Here is a 19303-nt window from a genome sequence, read left to right as displayed (position 1 = left end):
TTCGCAACCGAGGCTTGCGACGCACTGAGCAAGGGATCGAATGGATCGAAAGACTTCATTGGCTGGCAATCGAAAGGAGAAAGGAAGAGGACAAAGACGGCAAGCGAAACGCATGAGGCGAAGACACGCGTCTCACGGCACGGCCGGCTCGCTCGCGCAGGCGAGAGTGTACGCTTCGATGCTCATCGTTTGCGACGGTTCAACCGGTTTTGCATCGCCGCTTCGAACGCCCTGCCGGACCGCCCGTTCCAGCGGGCCCGCCATTGGCGAACACGCATCCCTGCTGCACAATGAAGCGCTTTGTCGCCCAATCCGAACCGGCCGGCGCGTGCTTACTCCGGCCGCTTCGCATCCAATAGGAAACGCCCATGAACCAGACCGTATCGCGCCGCGCCCTGTTCGCCGCGGCGCTTGCCGCCGTCACGTGCGCCGCGCCGCTCGCCGCTCACGCCGACGAGGTCGACCAGTCGAAAGTGAAAGTCGAGTGCTTCGGCGTCTCGAAGGCTGGCCAGAACGACTGCGGCACCGACGCGCACAGCTGCTCCGGACAAGCCACGAAAGACAACGACCCGGCCGACTTCAAGACCATGCTGAAGGGCACCTGCCAGAAGCTCGGCGGCAAGTTCACGGAATAGCAGCCGACGCGGCCGGCTCCCCCGCTGGCCCAACCCGCCCGAGCCACATCGGGCTCCACACCTGGCGGGCTCCACACCCGGGAAGAATCGTCGCGCGACATATCGCCGCAGGGACGTGCGCACAGGAACTCATTCGGTGTAGGCAAATAGCCTGCATTATCCATCGATGATAGAATGCTGCGTCGCAGCGCCCGGCTGTCTCATTCCACCGAGCCGATCGAAGCCCGGTCAGGTCCCCGAAAAACATGGAGTTACGCGTGTCTTCAAGACGCATTTTCCGCCCGCTGATCGCCCTTTTGCTGATCGGCACAGCTGGCGTCTATAGCGCTGCGAAAGCGCAGACTCAACCCAATCCCCCGGTCGACACGATGGAATCGCGAGTGCAGGGCTGCACCGCATGCCACGGCACGCACGGGCAGGGCACCGACAATGACTACTTCCCGCGTCTGGCGGGCAAGCCGGCCGACTACCTGTACAACCAGCTCGTCAATTTCCGCGAAGCGCGCCGCAAGTACCCGCCGATGAACTATCTGGTGACGTACCTTTCGGACGACTACCTCCACCAGATCGCGACGTACTTCTCCCAGCAACGCCCGCCGTATCCGGCGCCGGCCAAGCCGACGGTCTCGGCGGCCACGCTCGAGCATGGCAAGGACATCGTCCTGCAAGGCATCCCGTCGAAGAACGTGCCGGCCTGCGCGGCCTGCCATGGCTCGCAGCTGACCGGCATGCAGCCGGCGATTCCGGGCCTCGTCGGCCTGCATTCCGATTACATCAGCGCCCAGCTCGGCGCATGGCGCTCGGGCTCGCGCCACGCGATCGAGCCGGATTGCATGCATGCGGTCGCCATCCGCCTGACCGACGACGACGTCAACGCCGTCGCTTCGTGGCTCGCCACCCAGCCGGCCCCGCAAAACCCCGTGCCGGCTCCGGCCCGCTCGTTGAAGACCCCGCTTGCCTGCGGCAGCGAACCGCAATAAGGCGCGAGGAGAGACATTCAAATGAAACGCAAGTCCCTGTTCGCTCTCTCGGCTGTCATCGTCGTGGCGGCGGCCGCGCTCGTTCCCGTCTTGTGGTCGGGCGGCGACAACCTGCACAACGGCACGGCCGTGGCGGCCACGCCGCAAGACCAGGCCGCCCTGATCAAGCGCGGCGAGTACCTCGCCCGCGCCGGCGACTGTATCGCGTGCCACACGGTGCGCGGCGGCCAGACCTTCGCCGGCGGCCTGCCGATGCTGACGCCGTTCGGCACGCTGTACACGCCGAACATCACGCCCGACGACCAATTCGGCATCGGCAAGTGGTCCTCGGACGACTTCTATCGCGCGCTGCACACGGGCCGCTCGAAGGACGGCAGCCTGCTCTACCCGGCGTTCCCGTTCGCGAGCTACACGAAGGTCACGCGTGCCGATTCCGACGCAATCTACGCGTACCTGCGCTCGGTCCCGCCGGTCTCGCTGCCGAGCCGCGCGCAAGAACTCAAGTTCCCGTTCAACAACCGCAACCTGCTGCTCGGCTGGCGCACGCTGTTCTTCCGCGAAGGCGACTTCAAACCGGATCCGACCAAGTCGGTCGAATGGAACCGCGGCGCGTACCTCGTCGAAGGCCTCGGCCACTGCGGCATGTGCCACACCTCGATCAACGCGATGGGCGGCCCGGTCAACTCGGCGGCCTTCGCCGGCGGCCTGATCCCGCTGCAGAACTGGTATGCGCCGTCGCTGACGTCGAACAAGGAAGCCGGGCTCGGCGACTGGGACCTGAAGGACATCACCGATCTCCTGAAGACCGGCGCGTCGCGGCGCGGCGCGGTGTTCGGCCCGATGGCGGAAGTCGTCCACAACAGCCTGCAGTACATGTCGGACGACGACATCAAGGCGATGTCCACGTACCTGAAGACGATCCCGCAGAAGAAGGAAGCACCGGAAACGATGCAGCTGGAGACGTCCGAACAGTTCGGCAGCGCACTGTTGGAGCAGGGCCAGAAGATCTATACCAGTCAGTGTGCGAAGTGCCACGCGGAAAGCGGCATGGGCTTCCCGCCGGCGTTCCCGCCTCTCGCGAACAACCAGTCGATTCAGATGCCGTCTGCGGTCAATCCGATCCGCATGGTGCTGAACGGCGGCTACCCGCCGAGCACGGAAGGCAATCCGCATCCGCATGGCATGCCGCCGTTCGCGCAATCGCTGTCGAATCAGGAAGTCGCGGCCGTCGTGACGTACATCCGGAAGTCGTGGGGCAACCACGGCACTGCGGTGTCACCGCAACAAGTGAGCGACCTGCGTTCGGCGCCGCTCGACTAAGCGCGGCCTGACGCAAATCCGGGCGCGGCCAGCGGGAAACCGCGGCTGCGCCTTTCGCATTTTCTGGACTGGCGGTTTTACCGGACCGTTCCGCCCGCCTGTGCGCCACAAGCGCATGAAAGCATTCTGGAGGTTGTGCCGTGCATGTCGGTGAGCGTTTCAACAGCATCAGTCACCTGGTCGGCGCCGTGCTGGCGGTGGCGGGACTGGCGACGCTCGTCACGATGGGCGCGCTCGACGGCGATGCGTACAAGGTGGTGAGCTTCAGCGTCTACGGCGCGATGCTGTTCGTGCTGTACACGATCTCGACGCTCTATCACAGCATCCGCCATCCGCGTGTCAAGGCGATCCTGCAGAAATGCGATCATTCGGCGATCTACCTGCTGATCGCCGGCAGCTATACGCCCTTCACGCTCGTCACGCTGCGCGGGCCGTGGGGCTGGTCGCTGTTCGGCGTGAGCTGGGGGCTGGCGGCAGTCGGCATCGTGCAGGAACTCACGCTCGGGCGCCGCACCCGCAGCGTATCGATGGTGCTCTACGTGCTGATGGGATGGCTTGCGCTCGTGGCCTTCCGTCCGCTCGTCGAGGCGCTGCCGCCCGCGGGCCTCGCATGGCTCGTCGCGGGCGGAATCATCTACAGCGTCGGCATCTATTTCTTCATCAACGACGAGCGCATTCGACACGGCCACGGCATCTGGCATCTGTTCGTGCTGGCCGGCAGCCTGTGTCAATTCGTCAGCGTCGCGGCGTATGTCGCATGACGCATCCGATAACCGACGGCAACGCGCTAGCTTGCGAATGCAACTTAACGCGCGACGCCGTGTCTTGAATGCACCTGCATGCCATGCGGCATGCATCCGTGCCGCCGATTGATTTACCCGGCCGTTTCCCGTTCGCGCCCGAGGGCTCCCGTGAAATGACGGCCGTCATACCCGAATTGCAAGAAGAAACACTATGTCTTTTGACTCTCTCGGCTTGTCCGAACCGTTGGTGCGAGCCGTTCACGAACTCGGCTACACGTCCCCCACCCCGATCCAGAAACAGGCGATCCCCGCCGTGCTCGACGGCGGCGACCTGCTCGCCGGCGCGCAGACCGGCACCGGCAAGACCGCCGGCTTCACGCTGCCGATCCTGCAGCGCCTGACCACGATGCAAGCCGGCGCGAACCCGGCGAAGCGCGCCGTGCGCGCGCTGATCCTCACGCCGACGCGCGAGCTCGCGGCGCAAGTCGAGGAAAGCGTGCGCGCTTACGGCAAGTACCTGAAGCTGAAGTCGACGGTGATGTTCGGCGGCGTCGGCATCAATCCGCAAATCGATGCGTTGAAGCGCGGTGTCGATATCGTCGTCGCGACGCCGGGGCGCCTGCTCGATCACATGCAGCAAAAGACGATCGACTTGTCGCAGCTCGACATCCTCGTGCTCGACGAAGCCGACCGCATGCTCGACATGGGCTTCATCCACGACATCAAGCGCGTGCTCGCGAAGCTGCCGCCGAAGCGCCAGAACCTGCTGTTCTCGGCGACGTTCTCCGACGAGATCAAGGCGCTCGCCGACAGCCTGCTCGATTCGCCGGCGCTGATCGAAGTCGCGCGACGCAACACGACGGCGGAGACGGTCGCGCAGAAGATCTATCCCGTCGATCGCGACCGCAAGCGCGAGCTGCTCACGCATCTGATCCGCCAGCACAACTGGTTCCAGGTGCTCGTCTTCACACGCACCAAGCACGGTGCGAACCGGCTTGCCGAGCAGCTCACGAAGGACGGCATCAGCGCGCTCGCGATCCACGGCAACAAGAGCCAGTCGGCGCGTACGCGCGCGCTCGCCGAGTTCAAGAACAACACGCTGCAAGTGCTCGTCGCCACCGACATCGCCGCGCGCGGCATCGATATCGATCAACTGCCGCATGTCGTCAACTACGACCTGCCGAACGTGCCCGAGGACTACGTGCACCGCATCGGCCGCACGGGGCGCGCGGGCGCGAGCGGCGAAGCGGTGTCGCTCGTGTGCGTCGATGAGTTGCAGCTGCTCAAGGATATCGAGAAGCTGATCAAGCGCAGCGTGCCGCAGGAAGTGATCCCGGGCTTCGACCCCGATCCGAATGCGAAGCCCGAGCCGATTCAGCGGCGCGGGCAAGGCGGCGGCGGGCGTCAGCCGCGGCAAGGCCAGGGACAAGGGCAAGGCGCGCGCCGCGAAAGCATTGCCCCTGTTGCGGCAAAGACGGAGCAACGTAAGCAATCCGCCCCACGGCGCGAAGGTGGCGGCGAAGCCCGCACACGCCAAGCTCGTCCGGCTCAGGCAACGTCGACGAAACCGGCAGCCGCGGCGCAGCCACGGCAAGACACACGCCGCGCGCCCGCGCGCAACAATGCAGACTCGAAGCCTGCATCGAATAGCAACGCGCGCAATCAATCGGCCCGCGGCGAAGCGCATACGGCGAAGCACGACAACGCCGCTGCGAACGGCGGCCACGCCGGCAACCGCAACAAGCGGCCGGGCAATCCCGGCGCGCTGCTCGGCGGGGCTCCGCGCAAGGACGGTTCACGCCAGCAACGTCCCGCACGCAACGGCGAGCGCGACCGCTGAAATCACCCGCCATTTGACCGCTAGCGGCCCGCTGCGCCGCTAGCAGCCTGCCTCAGGTGCTCGATCTGCCGTTCCCATCGATCGAGCACCGCGTCCCGTCCCTCTTCCAATTCGAACGTAATGCCGTTCGTCAAACGCGCATAGCGGACGCTCTGCGACTCGCCGGTGTCGATCGAGCCCGCGAAAAACGCGAGCGACCCGGGCGCGGCGCTATCGTCGTCCGTCAACGGCTGCACGTCGAGCTGCACTTGATAGAACGCGTCGTCATGCACGAAGGTCAGCACGGCCTGCCCGCGATCGTGCAGTGCGCGCGCCGCGCGCGAGTCCGGCCAAAGCGCGAAGCACAGCGTACGCGAGTCCGGCGCATACAGCTCGCCTGCGCTCAAGAGCGACGTGCGCGCATGGCCGTTCATATCGATCGTCACCAGCGACGCCGTAAAGCCCGCTTTGGCGGCAAGCACCGTGCCGTCGAACAGCGCGCGCAACTCGGGCGGCCATTCGTCGAAGGCGCTCTGCAGAAGCGCAGTCCCGCGAGAAGTGGAGTCGGACATGGCATGCCTCGCTGATCAGCGTATTTCCTGCAAATGAAAATGGCCCGCGTTGCGCGGGCCATTTCGTTGTAGCACAAAGCGTTGATGTGCATTACGGGCATAGACCCTAACGAAAGAAGACATGCTGCGTAATCTTCGCGAGCGGATAGTGAACGCTCGGCTGGATCTTCGCGGGCAATTCGAGCGGCTTGAGCAGCATCTTGATGCACATATCCGCCGACAGATTGCGCCGCACAAGTGCACTGATGCGCGCCGCGCGCTCGCGGTTGTAGATCGAATCGTTGACGCGCTCGGGATAGCGGATCGCGAACACATGCCGCAACGCAATCTCCGAATCCTCGTTCTTGATCTCCATGACCCGGCGCATCAGCGCGCCGAGCACCGCGAGCCGGCCGTTGCCCTCGGTCTCGTTGTACTTCTTGAAGTATTTGAAAAAATGCTTGTAGTGCCGGACTTCATCCGTACGGATGTTGTCGGTGATCTCCTTGAGCACGGGCTCGTCGGAGCACTCGTTGATGGCGCGGTACAACGTCGCAGTACCCGTCTCGACCACACAGCGCGCGACCATCTCGAGCGCGCGGCTTTTCTCGAACTGCTCGACCGAGCAGGTCTTCGAATACTCGTCGAAGAAGCTCCTGAATGCCGTGTCCCAGTCGAATTCCGGCCACACGTAGTGGATATAGGCCTTCAACGCCCGGCCGTGCTGCAGTTCCTCGGGCTCCCATTCGCGGTTGAGCCAGGCCGACACTTCCGGGTCGCCGTTGAAGAAGGTGGTGAGGTTGCTCGTGTAGAGATCGGAGCCGCTTTCGATGAACGAGGCCGCGCATAGCAGCAGCAAGAGGTCCTCGTTCGCCGCGGCTCGCTGACGATCGATCCGGGTGAGATCGATGTCCTCGATACGCCAAGGCATCACATGGTTGGAGTCAGTGTGCATACGTAGCGCTCCCAAAGCCGTATTCCTTCCTTCGCGAAGCCCGCGCATTCACGTTGCCGAATCCGCGTCGAATACAGCGCAATTGAATTTGTTAAGCCTTATATCCGGCATCTTAGTCCGACTCTCGCGAACTTGCCGACAAGTAGCACAGACCATGCCGCATGCCTCCCGGTTCCACGGCTGCTACGACAAAGTTGGACAGCTTTCTCGATTGCGGATTACGGCTGATTCATTACACAAAACAACGCTGCTCAAAAGCCTGCTGCCAAGCCATCGCGGCGGCTGTCGCTGGCCGCGACATAGCCGCGCTCGGGATCGTCGCGATCGAGCTTCCAGATGAATTGGCCTGAGCCGAAATCCATGTACGGGTCGTCGACGGACTGAATCGTATGGCCGCGCGCTTCAAGCGCACGCGCAGTGTTCGCATCGAGCGTCGACTCGATGTCGATCGTGAAGTCGCGGTTGACCTTCCAGCGCGGCGCGTCGCACGCGGCCTGCGGCTGCTGGCCGTAGTCGAGCATGCGCACGATCGTCTGCAGATGCCCCTGCGGCTGCATGTCGCCGCCCATCACGCCGAAGCTCATCACCGCTTCCTGCTTGCCGTCGACGCGCTGCGTCAGGAACGCCGGAATGATCGTGTGAAACGGCCGCTTGCCGCCTTCGACGACATTGGGCGAAGCCGGGTCCATCGAAAAGCCGCAGCCGCGGTTCTGCAATGCAATACCGGTATCGGGCACGACGATGCCCGAGCCGAAGCCCATGTAGTTCGACTGAATGAAGCTCACCATCATGCCGCGCTCGTCGGCGGCGGACAGGTAGATCGTGCCGCCCGCGCGCGGCATGCCGAAGCCGAAGTGCGTGGCGCGCCGCGGATCGATCAGCTTGGCGCGCGAAGCGAGGTAGGCGTCGTCGAGCATCTGCCCGGGGGTGACCTCCACCGCGCGCGGGTCGGCAACGTAGCGGTAGACATCGGCGAACGCGAGCTTCATCGCTTCGATCTGCAGATGCTGCGATTCAATGCCGTCGATAGGCATCGCGCCCACATCGAACTGCTCGAGGATGCCGAGCGCGATCAGCGCGGCGATCCCCTGCCCGTTCGGCGGAATCTCGTGGACCGTGTAGCCGCGGTAGTCCTTGCCGATCGGCTCGACCCACTCGGCGCGGTAGTTGCGCAGGTCGTCGAGCGTGAGCGCGCCTCCGCCCTCGCGCGAGAAGGCCGCGATCCGCTCGGCGATCTCGCCTTCGTAGAAGGCGCGCGGGCCTTCCTTGGCGAGACGGGTGAGCGTCTTTGCATGGCCCGGAAAGCGCACGAGCTCGCTCACTTCCGGCGCGCGGCCGCGCGGCATGAAAGCTGCGGCAAAGCCCGGCTGGTCCTTCAACTCGGGCACGGCCGCCGCCCACTTGTACGCGACGATGCTCGCAAGCGCATGGCCGCGCTCGGCGATCTCGATCGCCGGCGCCATCAGATCGGCGAACGGCAGCGAGCCGAATCTGGCGTGCAGCGCCTCCCAGCCGGCGATCACCCCTGGGACCGTCACGGCATCCCAGCCGCGCTTGGGCTGCTTCGCAAGGCCATCATGTGACTGGCCGTATTTGCGCTTGAAATACTCGACGTTCCAGGCGGCCGGTGCGACGCCCGACGCGTTCAGCCCATGCAGCTTCGCCCCGTCCCAGACGAGTGCGAACGCATCGCCACCCAAGCCGCACGACACCGGCTCGACGACAGTGATCGCAGCGGCGGCGGCCAGCGCCGCATCGACGGCGTTCCCGCCTTTCCAGAGCATGCGCAGGCCAGCCTGCGCGGCGAGCGGGTGCGAGGTCGAGACGATATTGCGCGCGAAGACAGGCAGGCGCTGCGTGGGATACGGGTTTTGCCAGTTGAAGCGGGTCATGTCGGGGTCTCTCGGTGATGACGGCTGCGACTCAGGCTGACTGACTGAGGATTCAGATTATGAATATCCGTCGCGGATCGCGCTGCGAACCCGGCGAACCTTGCGAACGGCGCCCGCGGCCGGCGCGATGACTATGGCCCCGATTGCAAGAATCCATCGCCGCTGCCGCCTGAGCCGGGCGCCGCTGGTTTTACAATACGCTCACTCCAACCGCCGCGAGCCGAGCGCCGCCCATCCGCCAGCCATGACCCGAGACCCACGCCTGACCCTCAACGCGCGTCAACAGGAATTGCTCGAATGGGTGCAGCGTGACGGCTTCGTCACCGTCGACGATCTCGCCGCCCATTTCGACGTGACGCCGCAGACGATCCGGCGCGACGTCAACTGGCTCGCGGACATGAACCTGCTGCGCCGCTACCACGGCGGCGCGAGCCTGCCGACGAGCTCGGAGAACGTCTCCTACGCCGCGCGCCAGCGGATGTTCCACGACGAAAAACGGCGCATCGCCACGCTAGTGGCCACTCACATTCCCGACCAGGCGTCGCTTTTCATCAACCTCGGCACGACGACCGAGGAAGTGGCGCGCGCGCTCAACCGACATCGCGGCCTGCACGTCATCACGAACAATCTGAACGTGGCGAACATGATGAGCGGCTACCCCGACTGCGAGGTGCTCGTGACGGGCGGCATCGTGCGTCCGTGGGACAAGGGCATCGTCGGCGAGCTCGCGATCGATTTCATCCGGCAGTTCAAGGTCGACTTCGCGATCATCGGCACGTCGAGCATCGAAACCGACGGCACGCTGCGCGATTTCGACACGCGCGAGGTGCGCGTCGCCGAGGCGATCATCGAGCACGCACGCACCGTCTACCTGGCCGCCGACCACTCGAAGTTCGGCCGCCCGGCGCTCGTGCGCCAAGGCCACCTGAACCAGATCGACGCGCTCTTCACCGATGCCCCCACGCCGCCCGAAATGGAAGAGACGATCGCGAAGGCCGGCACGCAAGTATTCGTCGCCGCATAGCACCTTCTTAGCACCTTCCGCTTCGCCTCCCGCTCCCGGCACACACCTCGCGCGAAACCGGGCCAGGCGCTAAGCGCGTTTTAGCCAAAGTCCTTTCCCAAACGGCCGGAAGCGCCCTCTCAGCGTGCTGCACCGCACGCAGAACTTCGCGTGAAATCAAGGATTTGCCGCCCCGGCCGAACCGCCTCGGGGACGACCAATTGTCAAATGGAAAATTTTCGGGCCAGCGTTTGGAGAAGAACGCGCACTTGACTACACTCCAGTTCCCCGACGCTCGACACGCGAGCGCCGCTGGTGACAGTGTTTGCCGCACCAACCCAAAAGGTTAGAGCGCACCGGTTGCCGCCCGCAGCAGCCGGTTCCTTGACAGTTATGGTTGCCATGGAGAGAACGATGCTGAGCCCGCACGAATTTGCCACGCTATTGCTCGTAAAAGATGCTCCCAACCAGGTCGACATGGACCGCGAAGAACTCGACGCATTGCTCGAACGTCAGCTCGTGCAGCTCGAGAACGTGGCTTCGGGCCGCCAGCAATGGCGCGTCACCGAGCACGGCGATACGGCGCTCAAGGCGATCCGGCGTTTTTCCTAGATTTTGTCAGTCCTGGTTACGGCGCGGCCCGAAGTTGAAAGGCCGCGCGTAGTGCGTTCACGAACGCAACCGTTGTTTCTCTAGCTCGTTCCCGTCGGCGAACCGGTTCGCGCACATGCGAATCGCGTTTGCCTTTTGGCGTTGGCTCCTGCCTATAGCTTGTCTCAGCCAGCCCGCAAGGTCGGATCGACAGCCGCGCGCCAGCTCAGCGCCTTGGCGCGCTGCTCATTGAAGAAAGTCGCCCACTGTCCACGCGCTTCGGCGCCGCCGGCGCCAAGCGCCGCATGGCGCAGCGCGATCGAAGTCTGGAACGAGCAGAAATCCGGTTTCGAAATCGCACCGTGGCGGCTCGCCACGTACGCGTCGAAGAGCGCCGAATAGACCGGTTGCGCATCGTCCCCGTAGTTCACCGGCTGCGCGCCGCACAGTTCCTGCAGCGCGGCGAGCGATGGCGCGCCAAACCCGCCGTTGAGGCTCGGCGTCCCCACGCAGCCGGCCAGCACCGCCGCTGCGCCGATCATCAACAGTCCACGCATGTTCACCTCGCAATTTCTTTTCATGATAGCGCGCGGTCACATCTGGTGTTCCAATCCCAGAAATCGAACTTTACTTTTTCGATTTCGTTCGCTAAATTTCGCAAACGAACATTTTTGGTTCGTCTCATTTTCAATCGACGAACCTGGAACTTAAAGGACAGAGTCAGTGACGCAAGGCACGAGATACGATCTGCTCGTCGTAGGCGGCGGGATCAACGGCGCGGGCATCGCGCGCGACGCCGCCGGGCGCGGCCTGTCGGTGCTGCTCGTCGAGCAGGACGACCTCGCCTCGCATACCTCGTCGTCGAGCACGAAGCTCATTCACGGCGGGCTGCGCTACCTCGAGTACAAGGAGTTCGGGCTCGTCCGCAAGGCGCTGCAGGAGCGCGAGACGCTGCTGCGCGCCGCGCCGCACATCATGTGGCCGCTGCGCTTCGTGATGCCGCACATGCCGAACCTGCGTCCCGCGTGGCTGATCCGCGCCGGGCTCTTCCTCTATGACCACCTCGCCAAGCGCGAGCTGCTGCCAGGCTCGCGCGGCATCGACATGCGCCGCCATCCGGCCGGCGCGCCACTCGTCGATTCGATCCAGCGCGGCTTCGTCTATTCGGACGGCTGGGTCGACGACGCCCGCCTCGTCGTGCTGAACGCGCTCGACGCAGCCGAGCGCGGCGCCGTGGTCATGACGCGCACGAAGCTCGCGAAAGCCGTGCGCGCCGGCGGCGAATGGCACGCGCAGCTGCAGAGCAAGGACGACGGCAAGCGTAGCGACGCCCGGCTCATCGACGTGCGCGCCGGCGCGATCGCCAACGCGGCGGGGCCGTGGGTCGGCCAACTGCTTTCCGGCGCGCTCGGCCGGGAAGCGCAGCACAGCGTGCGGCTCGTCAAGGGCAGCCACATCGTCACGCGGCGCCTGTTCGAGCACGATCACGCCTACATCTTCCAGAATCCCGACAAGCGGATCATCTTTGCGATCCCCTACGAGCACGACTACACGCTGATCGGCACGACCGACGTCGAGTATCGCGGCGACCCCGCGCAAGTCGCGATCACCGAGGACGAAACGCGCTATCTCTGCGAATCGATCAACCACTACTTCAAGCGCAAGATCTCGCCGCAGGACGTCTGCTGGACGTACTCGGGCGTGCGGCCGCTGCTCGAGGAGGAAGGCGCCGACAATCCGTCCGCCGTCACGCGCGACTACAAGCTCGAGCTCGACGCGAAGCCCGATCACGCGCCGCTCCTGTCCGTGTTCGGCGGCAAGATCACGACGTTCCGCAAGCTCGCGGAAGAAGCGGTCGACATGCTCGCGGGCGCGCTCAGCGTCGATGCGGGCGCATGGACTGCCGGCGCGCCGCTGCCCGGCGGCGACATCCCGCACGCCAAATTCGAGCCGTTCGCCGCGAGCTTCGCGGCGCAATACCCGTGGCTGCCGGCCGAGCTCGCGCGCCGCTACGCGCGCGCCTACGGCACGCGTGCGGCGCGCGTCGTCGGCACGGCGAAGTCGTTGGCCGATCTCGGCCGGGCGTTCGCGCCAGACCTGTACGAAAGCGAACTGCGCTATCTGCGCGATTACGAATGGGCGAAGAGCGCGGACGACGTCTTGTGGCGGCGCTCGAAGCTCGGCCTGCATCTGCCGCCCGGCGCGCTCGACACCGTGCGCGCCGACATCGACCAATGGTTCGCGCGCTCGCCCGCCGCACCCGTCACGCCGTCGACGCCTCGCGCCGAGTCGCGGATGGCGAATTGAACATCGCTGCCATGCCTTGAGCGGCTATTGCCGCCATCGCAGCCTTGCAACGCATCAGCACCAAGCACTCTCGCAGTCCCTTTACAAAACGCTGCACCCTCATCGCCCCGCGAAAAAGCAGAGGCGAATCGACTACACATGGAGAAGAGACAATGCAGGATCAGTACATCCTAGCGCTCGACCAAGGCACCACCAGCTCCCGCGCCATGCTGTTCGACCGGCAAGGCAACGTGGTCTCCGTCGCCCAGAAGGAATTCGGCCAGATCTATCCGCAGCCGGGCTGGGTCGAGCACGACCCGTGGGAGATCTGGTCGACCCAGGCCGGCGTCGCCGCGGAATGCGTCACGCACGCGGGCATGAACAGCTCGTCGATCGCCTCGATCGGCATCACCAACCAGCGCGAGACGACGATCGTCTGGGATCGCGAGACCGGCCAGCCCGTCTACAACGCGATCGTCTGGCAGGACCGCCGCACGGCCGAGTTCTGCGATCAGCTGAAGGCGCAGGGCCTCGAAGAGAAAGTGCGCGCGAAGACGGGTCTGCCGATCGACGCGTATTTCTCCGCGACCAAGATTCGCTGGATTCTCGACAACGTCGAAGGCGCGCGCGAAAAAGCGAAGCAAGGACGCCTCGCGTTCGGCACGGTCGACAGCTGGATCGTCTGGAACCTCACGAAGCACGGCCTGCACGTCACCGACGTGACCAACGCGTCGCGCACGATGCTCTTCAACATTCACACGCTCAAGTGGGACGACGAGCTGCTCGAAGCGCTCGACATTCCGCGCAGCATGCTGCCGGAGGTGCGCGGCTCGTCGGAGATCTACGGCCCGACCGTGACCACCGTGTTCGCGACGAAGATTCCGATCGGCGGCATCGCGGGCGATCAGCACGCAGCCCTCTTCGGCCAGATGTGCACGAAGTCCGGCATGGTGAAGAACACCTACGGCACGGGCTGCTTCCTGATGATGAACACCGGCGACAAGCCGATCGAGTCGAAGAACAACCTGATCACGACGCTCGCGTGGAAGATCGGCGACCAGGTCAATTACGCGCTCGAAGGCAGCATCTTCATCGCAGGCGCCGTGGTGCAGTGGCTGCGCGACGGGCTCGGCATCATCCGCAGCGCGCCAGAAGTCGAGACGCTCGCGGCCAGCGTCGCGCACAGCGACGGCGTCTACCTCGTGCCCGCGTTCGCCGGCCTCGGCGCGCCGCACTGGAACGCGCGCGCCCGCGGCACGATGTTCGGCGTGACGCGCGGCACGACCAACGCGCACATCGCGCGCGCGGCGCTCGACTCGATCGCGTACCAGTCGGTCGACGTGTTGAAGGCGATGGAAGCCGACTCGGGCATTCGCGTGGGCGAGCTGCGTGTGGACGGCGGCGCTTGCGCGAACAATCTCCTGATGCAGTTCCAGGCCGACATCCTCGGCGTCGATGCGGTGCGTCCGCAAGTCAGCGAGACGACGGCGCTCGGCGCGGCGTATCTCGCCGGTCTCGCGGTGGGCTACTGGAAGGACGTCGGCGAGCTGCAAAGCCAGTGGCAGCTCGACAAGCGCTTCTCGCCGGCGATGGGGCCGCGCGACGTCGCGCAAAGCCTCGCGGGCTGGCACCGGGCGGTCACTGCAGCGAAGGCCTGGGCCGACGCCGACTGAGCGCAGGGATTCCGCCTGACCGGTGGGCGGCCCGAGCAGGGCATCGGGCCGCCCCCATACGACACAGCAAGCAATCCCGGCCTCGCCGGGCTCGCAAGAAAAATAATTTGGAGAGCAAATCAATGTCACCTTACATCGCGGAATTCATCGGCACGGCCGTGCTGGTCCTGCTAGGCAACGGGGCCGTTGCCAACGTCCTGCTCGCGCGCACCAAAGGCAAGGGTGCGGATCTGATCGTCATCGTCTGGGGCTGGGCGATGGCGGTGTTCGTCGCGGTCTACATGACGGCCTCGTTCAGCGGCGCGCACCTGAATCCGGTCGTGACGATCGCGCTGGCGCTCGCCGGCAAGTTCGCGTGGAGCAAGGTCGGCGGCTACATCGCCGCGCAGATGCTCGGCGGCATGTTCGGCGCCTTCGTCGTCTGGCTTGCGTACCGGCAGCACTTCTCGAACACCGAAGACGCCGACGTCAAGCTCGCCTGCTTCTGCACCGCGCCGGCCATCCGCAGCGCGCCGCACAACGTGCTGACTGAAATGATCTGTACGTTCGTGCTGATTCTCGGCGTGCTGTATCTGGCCTCGCCGCAAGTGGGCCTCGGCTCGCTCGACGCGCTGCCGGTCGGCCTGCTCGTGCTCGGCATCGGCATTTCGCTCGGCGGGCCAACGGGCTACGCGATGAGCCCCGCTCGCGACTTCGCGCCGCGCCTGATGCACGCGATCCTGCCGATTCCCGGCAAGCGCGACAGCGACTGGCGCTATTCGTGGATTCCGGTCGCCGGGCCGCTCGCGGGCGGCGCGATGGCGGCGCTGTTCTACGCTCACGTGCATTGAAGCGCCGGTAATGCCTAGGGCGGCGAAATCGCACCCACGGAGTTTTGGCGCAGCGGCAATGCACGTATCATGATGCTTTCCGGCGCATGCCCGCGTGGTCGAAGACCTCGCGGGCTTCGTCGATTCGAACGTCTGCTGCGCACTCTCGCCTTTCTCCCATGCTCGACCATCTCATCTGCGACTGCGACGGCGTGCTCGTCGACAGCGAAGTCATCGCCGATCGCGTGCTCGTGGAAACGCTCTCGGCCACGTTTCCCGGCCTCGATTTCGAAGCCGCCGCCAAGACGGCCTTCGGTCAGCAGACCTCGCGCTTTCTCGCCGGGCTCGAAACGCAGTTCGGCATCACGATGCCCGTCGATTTTCTCGACACGATCGATCGCCATATCGAGGCCGAGCTCGCGAAGTCGCTCGGCCCGATCGCCGGCGTGCGCGATGCCCTGCAGCGCGTGACGCTGCCCGCCGCCGTGGTGTCGAACAGCCGTCTTGCACGCGTCACCGCGTCGGTGAAGCGGGCCGGGCTCACCGAGATCTTCGGGCCGCGCGTGTTCAGCGCCGAACAGGTCGCGCGGCCCAAGCCGTTTCCCGATGTGTATCTGCATGCCGCGCAGCAACTGGGCGTCGAGCCGGCACGCTGCGTGGTCGTCGAAGACAGTATTTCCGGCCTGAACGCGGCACGCGCGGCGGGCATGAAGACCATCGCGTTCGTCGGCGCGAGCCATATTCCCGACGGCTACGCCGAGGTGCTGCGCAGTCTCGGCGTGACCCGCATCATCGAGCGGATGGAGCAGTTGCCGGCGCTCGTCGCGGCCGGCGTGCGCGGGGAGTTCGGGGACGTGCAGTCGTAGTGACGGCCGGGCCGAGGCCGGCCGTCACATCACACCGCCGTCACGCCACCATCAAGCCGCATCGGCGACGCACTCGCTCGCCGCTGCCGCCAACGCCTCACGAAACTCCACCAGCTCGGCGATCGTCAGCATCGGCAGGCCGTGTTTCGCCGCGAAACGCTCGACGTCCGCGCCGCGCGTCATCGTGCCGTCCGGATTCATCAGCTCGCACAACACGCCAGCAGGCTTCAGTCCCGCGAGAATCGCCAGATCGATCGTGCCCTCGGTGTGTCCGCGGCGCGCCAGCACGCCACCCGGCTGCGCGCGCAACGGGAACACGTGACCCGGGCGCACGATGTCGGCAGGCTTGGCGTCGTCGGCAATCGCCGCGCGGATCGTCGTCAGGCGGTCGGCCGCCGAGACGCCCGTGCTCACGCCGTGACGCGCTTCGATCGAGACCGTGAACGCCGTGCCGTTGCGGCTCTCGTTTTGCGCGACCATCGGCGGCAATTCGAGAGCGCGGATCTTGTCGTCGGGCAAGCACAGGCACACGATGCCGCTGCATTCGCGGATCAAAAGCGCCATCGTTTCGACCGTCAGCCGCTCTGCGGCGACGATCAGGTCGGCTTCGTTCTCGCGGTCATGGTCGTCCTGCAGCACGACGGCGCGGCCTTCGCGCAGCGCCTTGAGAGCGGCGTCGATGCGCGGCGGAATGGCTTCGGTGGCCAGCAGCGGAAGTTCGGCGAATGCCGTGGAGACGGCAGAGGTAGAGACAGCTTGAGACATGTGAAACGCTCCTCGCAATGAGCATGGGCGAAAAACGTTTCAGGGCATTGCAAACAGACACAACGACGCTCGCGCCGCGCAGCGTGAGCCGCACGCCGCGAGCGAAACGGACGTGACCATCTGCACATCTTCTTCCATCCGGACTGTGACCGTCGGCCCTGGCATCGCACCAGATCTGCTGACCCCGCACCGCCGGCGGCGCGACGGAATCACGCCATGACGAGTGCGGGCGCTCGCGGGCTCGCCGGCTGATCGCCGGCATACCGCCGGTGGGGAATTTCACCCCGCCCTGAAGACGCACTGATTGCCGGTTCGACCGGCGGGCTAGAGCATACAACAGCCCCGCGCGGCTTGCAGGACGTCGCGGAGCGAACAGCGGGAAATCCGTCGAAGCCTTTCCTCTAGAGCGCCTCGCGTGCGCCGTCGCGCGGAACCTCCCAGCGCGGCGGCGTTTCCGCGTTGACCGTCACCTGATATGCGCGCGCTTCCTTGTCGCCGGGATTGCGCAGCGTGTGCGGCTGGTCGGCGTCGAAGACGATCGCGTCGCCGGTCGCGAGCAATTGCCGCCGGTCGTGCAGGCTGAGCTCGAGCGTGCCGTCGCTGACGACGAGATTGATCGTGGTCCCTGGTGCGCGCGGCGTGCCGGGCTCGGTGTGCAGCGGCGCGATCCGCAATTCGTGGAACTCGGCGCCGGCCGGCTCGGCATCGGGATAGAGCGCCCGCGAGGAAAAACGTCCATTGGAGCTGACGACGCGCCGCGCCTGCTCGGCCGGCAGGTGCTCGAAGCCGTTGACTGCATGACGCCGCAAAAACGCGGCCACCGACACCTTCAGCGCCGCCGCGATCTTGCAGAGCACCTTGATGGATGGAATGCTGCGCGCCGATTCGATCTGCGCGAGCATGGCCCGCGACACGCCCGACGCCCGGGCCAGCGCATCGAGCGAAAGCTGCCGCTCGGCGCGCAGCCGCGAGAGGTTCACACCGACGACGTGCTCGAGCGCCTCGAAGGATTCGCTCGAACGAGGCGCGGCATCGGCCGGTTCGCGGACCAGGGCTAACGGGGAATGCATGGCGGCTGCCTCCGTGGCCGCCGCGGCGCGGCGGGCAAACTCAGAATGGAGGCAAGACTAGCATCGGGGTAGCGGCGCTCAAACGAAGAAATCGTCACACTGTTATCACTGGGCGCGGCATCGGGCGCCGCTCCCGCTGCCGCGCAAGAGGCGGTTGCGCCCGCGCGATCACGAAACCCGCTCGGCGATCCGCTTGACGACCGGCGCGTCGAGCCGCGCCGCAAACCACGTGAGAATCAGGGCGGCGCCGGCCACGCCCGCAGCGGCAAGCGGCAGCGCGTCGAGCCCGTGACCGTGCGTCAGCACGAGCCCGCCCAGCCATGCGCCGGCCGCGTTGCCGAGGTTGAACGCGCCGATGTTCAGCGTGGAAGCGAGGTTCGGCGCATGCTTCGCCTTCTCGACGACGCGCATCTGCAGCGGCGGCACCGTCGCGAACGCGGCGATCCCCCAGACGAACACCGTCGCTGCCGACAGCAGCGGCGAATGGCTCGTCTTCGCGAACACGAGCATCACCATCGCGAGCACCGCCAGAATGCCCATCAGCGACGGCATCAGCGCGCGATCCGCGAGCTTGCCGCCGAGCGTGTTGCCGACGGTCAGCCCCACGCCGAACAGCACGAGCACCAGCGTCACCGCGCGCGGCGAGAAACCGCTCAGCTGCTCGAGGATCGGCGCGATATAGGTGAACACGACGAACACGCCGCCGAAGCCGAGGACGGTCATCGCGAGCGCGAGCCACACCTGCGGCTCCTTCAGCACGCGCACTTCGTGGCCGAGCCCGGCGGGTCCCGCGTCATGACGGGCAGGCACCAGCGCGGCGACGCTCGCGAGCGAGACCACGCCGATCGCGCTCACGACCCAGAACGTCGAGCGCCAGCCGAACTCCTGCCCGATCAAGGTGCCGAACGGCACGCCGAGCACGTTCGCGAGCGTGAGCCCGGTGAACATCATCGCGATCGCGCTGGCGCGCTTCTCCTGCGGCACGAGCGAGGCTGCGACCACAGCGCCGATGCCGAAGAACGAGCCGTGAGCAAACGAGGTGACGACGCGCGCCACCATCAGCACGGTGTAGCCGGGCGAAACGGCGCAGAGCACGTTGCCGACGATGAAGATCGCCATCAGCATCAGCAGCGCGAGCTTGCGCGGCAGCTTGCTCGTGACGGCGGCCAGCAGCGGCGCGCCGGCGGCGACGCCGAGCGCATAGCCGGAGACGAGCATGCCGGCGGAGGGAATCGATACGGAGAGGTCACGCGCGACGTCGGGCAGGATGCCCATGATGACGAACTCGGTCGTGCCGATCGCGAACGCGCTCATCGCGAGCGCAAGCAGCGGAATAGGCATGGTG

At 65.7% G+C, this 19303-nt stretch carries 18 protein-coding genes and 1 riboswitch; of the genes, 11 read left to right on the top strand and 7 right to left on the bottom strand.

What is annotated here, in order from left to right:
• The first annotated feature begins 368 nt into the window (after positions 1-368).
• The 5 genes from FAZ69_RS12375 to FAZ69_RS12355 all read left to right on the top strand — a co-directional run bounded on the left by FAZ69_RS12375 (position 369) and on the right by FAZ69_RS12355 (position 5518).
• Entirely contained in the window at positions 369-635 is a 267-nt protein-coding gene (locus tag FAZ69_RS12375; RefSeq protein WP_136894727.1) for a BufA1 family periplasmic bufferin-type metallophore, read from the top strand.
• Positions 636-880: 245 nt separating this feature from the next.
• Positions 881-1615, top strand: a complete 735-nt coding sequence (locus FAZ69_RS12370; protein WP_136894725.1) for a c-type cytochrome — start codon at positions 881-883, stop codon at positions 1613-1615.
• Between the two features lie 21 nt (positions 1616-1636).
• Entirely contained in the window at positions 1637-2935 is a 1299-nt protein-coding gene (locus tag FAZ69_RS12365) for a c-type cytochrome (RefSeq protein WP_136894723.1), read from the top strand.
• 140 nt (positions 2936-3075) lie between these two features.
• The gene (gene trhA, locus FAZ69_RS12360; protein ID WP_136894721.1) at positions 3076-3696 is read left to right on the top strand and encodes a PAQR family membrane homeostasis protein TrhA; all 621 of its coding nucleotides are present in this window, start codon (positions 3076-3078) and stop codon (positions 3694-3696) included.
• A gap of 193 nt (positions 3697-3889) precedes the next feature.
• On the top strand, positions 3890-5518 hold the full coding sequence (locus tag FAZ69_RS12355; protein ID WP_136894719.1) for a DEAD/DEAH box helicase: 1629 nt from the start codon (positions 3890-3892) through the stop codon (positions 5516-5518).
• Positions 5519-5538: 20 nt separating this feature from the next.
• Here the strand turns inward: FAZ69_RS12355 and FAZ69_RS12350 are convergent, their stop codons facing one another.
• From FAZ69_RS12350 to FAZ69_RS12340, 3 genes are all read right to left on the bottom strand, one after another.
• On the bottom strand, positions 5539-6069 hold the full coding sequence (locus FAZ69_RS12350) for a hypothetical protein (RefSeq protein WP_136894717.1): 531 nt from the start codon (positions 6067-6069) through the stop codon (positions 5539-5541).
• Between the two features lie 106 nt (positions 6070-6175).
• The gene (locus FAZ69_RS12345; protein ID WP_136894715.1) at positions 6176-7003 is read right to left on the bottom strand and encodes a ferritin-like domain-containing protein; all 828 of its coding nucleotides are present in this window, start codon (positions 7001-7003) and stop codon (positions 6176-6178) included.
• A gap of 251 nt (positions 7004-7254) precedes the next feature.
• On the bottom strand, positions 7255-8895 hold the full coding sequence (locus FAZ69_RS12340) for a gamma-glutamyltransferase family protein (RefSeq protein WP_136894713.1): 1641 nt from the start codon (positions 8893-8895) through the stop codon (positions 7255-7257).
• 244 nt (positions 8896-9139) lie between these two features.
• Here FAZ69_RS12340 and FAZ69_RS12335 point away from each other — a divergent pair, with 244 nt between their 5' ends.
• Together FAZ69_RS12335 and FAZ69_RS12330 are read left to right on the top strand one after the other, a co-directional pair.
• Complete coding sequence (locus FAZ69_RS12335) at positions 9140-9919, top strand: DeoR/GlpR family DNA-binding transcription regulator (protein ID WP_169708615.1); 780 nt, start codon at positions 9140-9142, stop codon at positions 9917-9919.
• A 393-nt stretch (positions 9920-10312) separates the two neighbouring features.
• Entirely contained in the window at positions 10313-10510 is a 198-nt protein-coding gene (locus FAZ69_RS12330; RefSeq protein ID WP_169708614.1) for a hypothetical protein, read from the top strand.
• A 164-nt stretch (positions 10511-10674) separates the two neighbouring features.
• Here the strand turns inward: FAZ69_RS12330 and FAZ69_RS12325 are convergent, their stop codons facing one another.
• The gene (locus FAZ69_RS12325) at positions 10675-11046 is read right to left on the bottom strand and encodes a hypothetical protein (RefSeq protein WP_136894711.1); all 372 of its coding nucleotides are present in this window, start codon (positions 11044-11046) and stop codon (positions 10675-10677) included.
• Positions 11047-11212: 166 nt separating this feature from the next.
• Here FAZ69_RS12325 and glpD point away from each other — a divergent pair, with 166 nt between their 5' ends.
• The 4 genes from glpD (at position 11213) to FAZ69_RS12305 (ending at position 16123) form a co-directional block, all read left to right on the top strand.
• Complete coding sequence (gene glpD, locus FAZ69_RS12320; RefSeq protein WP_136894709.1) at positions 11213-12796, top strand: glycerol-3-phosphate dehydrogenase; 1584 nt, start codon at positions 11213-11215, stop codon at positions 12794-12796.
• A gap of 152 nt (positions 12797-12948) precedes the next feature.
• Positions 12949-14448 carry a glycerol kinase GlpK gene (gene glpK / locus FAZ69_RS12315; RefSeq protein WP_136894707.1) on the top strand — a complete coding sequence of 500 codons (1500 nt, stop codon included), beginning with the start codon at positions 12949-12951 and terminating at the stop codon, positions 14446-14448.
• Between the two features lie 122 nt (positions 14449-14570).
• Positions 14571-15278 (top strand): MIP/aquaporin family protein, encoded by a 708-nt coding sequence (locus FAZ69_RS12310; RefSeq protein ID WP_136894705.1) that lies wholly within the window; start codon positions 14571-14573, stop codon positions 15276-15278.
• A gap of 158 nt (positions 15279-15436) precedes the next feature.
• Positions 15437-16123, top strand: a complete 687-nt coding sequence (locus tag FAZ69_RS12305) for an HAD family hydrolase (RefSeq protein WP_136894703.1) — start codon at positions 15437-15439, stop codon at positions 16121-16123.
• A 51-nt stretch (positions 16124-16174) separates the two neighbouring features.
• Here FAZ69_RS12305 and ribB read toward each other — a convergent pair whose 3' ends face one another.
• The 3 genes from ribB to FAZ69_RS12290 form a co-directional block, all read right to left on the bottom strand.
• Positions 16175-16888, bottom strand: coding sequence for a 3,4-dihydroxy-2-butanone-4-phosphate synthase (gene ribB / locus FAZ69_RS12300; RefSeq protein ID WP_136894701.1), 714 nt, complete (start codon positions 16886-16888; stop codon positions 16175-16177).
• A gap of 122 nt (positions 16889-17010) precedes the next feature.
• A riboswitch (FMN riboswitch) is annotated at positions 17011-17189 on the bottom strand.
• Between the two features lie 100 nt (positions 17190-17289).
• A complete protein-coding gene (locus tag FAZ69_RS12295) occupies positions 17290-17958 on the bottom strand; it encodes a helix-turn-helix domain-containing protein (RefSeq protein WP_136894699.1) in 669 nt (222 codons plus the stop codon).
• 168 nt (positions 17959-18126) lie between these two features.
• Complete coding sequence (locus tag FAZ69_RS12290) at positions 18127-19299, bottom strand: MFS transporter (protein WP_136894697.1); 1173 nt, start codon at positions 19297-19299, stop codon at positions 18127-18129.
• Positions 19300-19303: the final 4 nt, after the last annotated feature.

The sequence above is a fragment of the Trinickia terrae genome, assembly GCF_005144415.1.
Taxonomy (GTDB): domain Bacteria; phylum Pseudomonadota; class Gammaproteobacteria; order Burkholderiales; family Burkholderiaceae; genus Trinickia_A; species Trinickia_A terrae.
The sequence above is the reverse complement of the archived record's forward strand: the minus strand, read 5'-3'. Positions and strand labels throughout refer to the sequence as shown.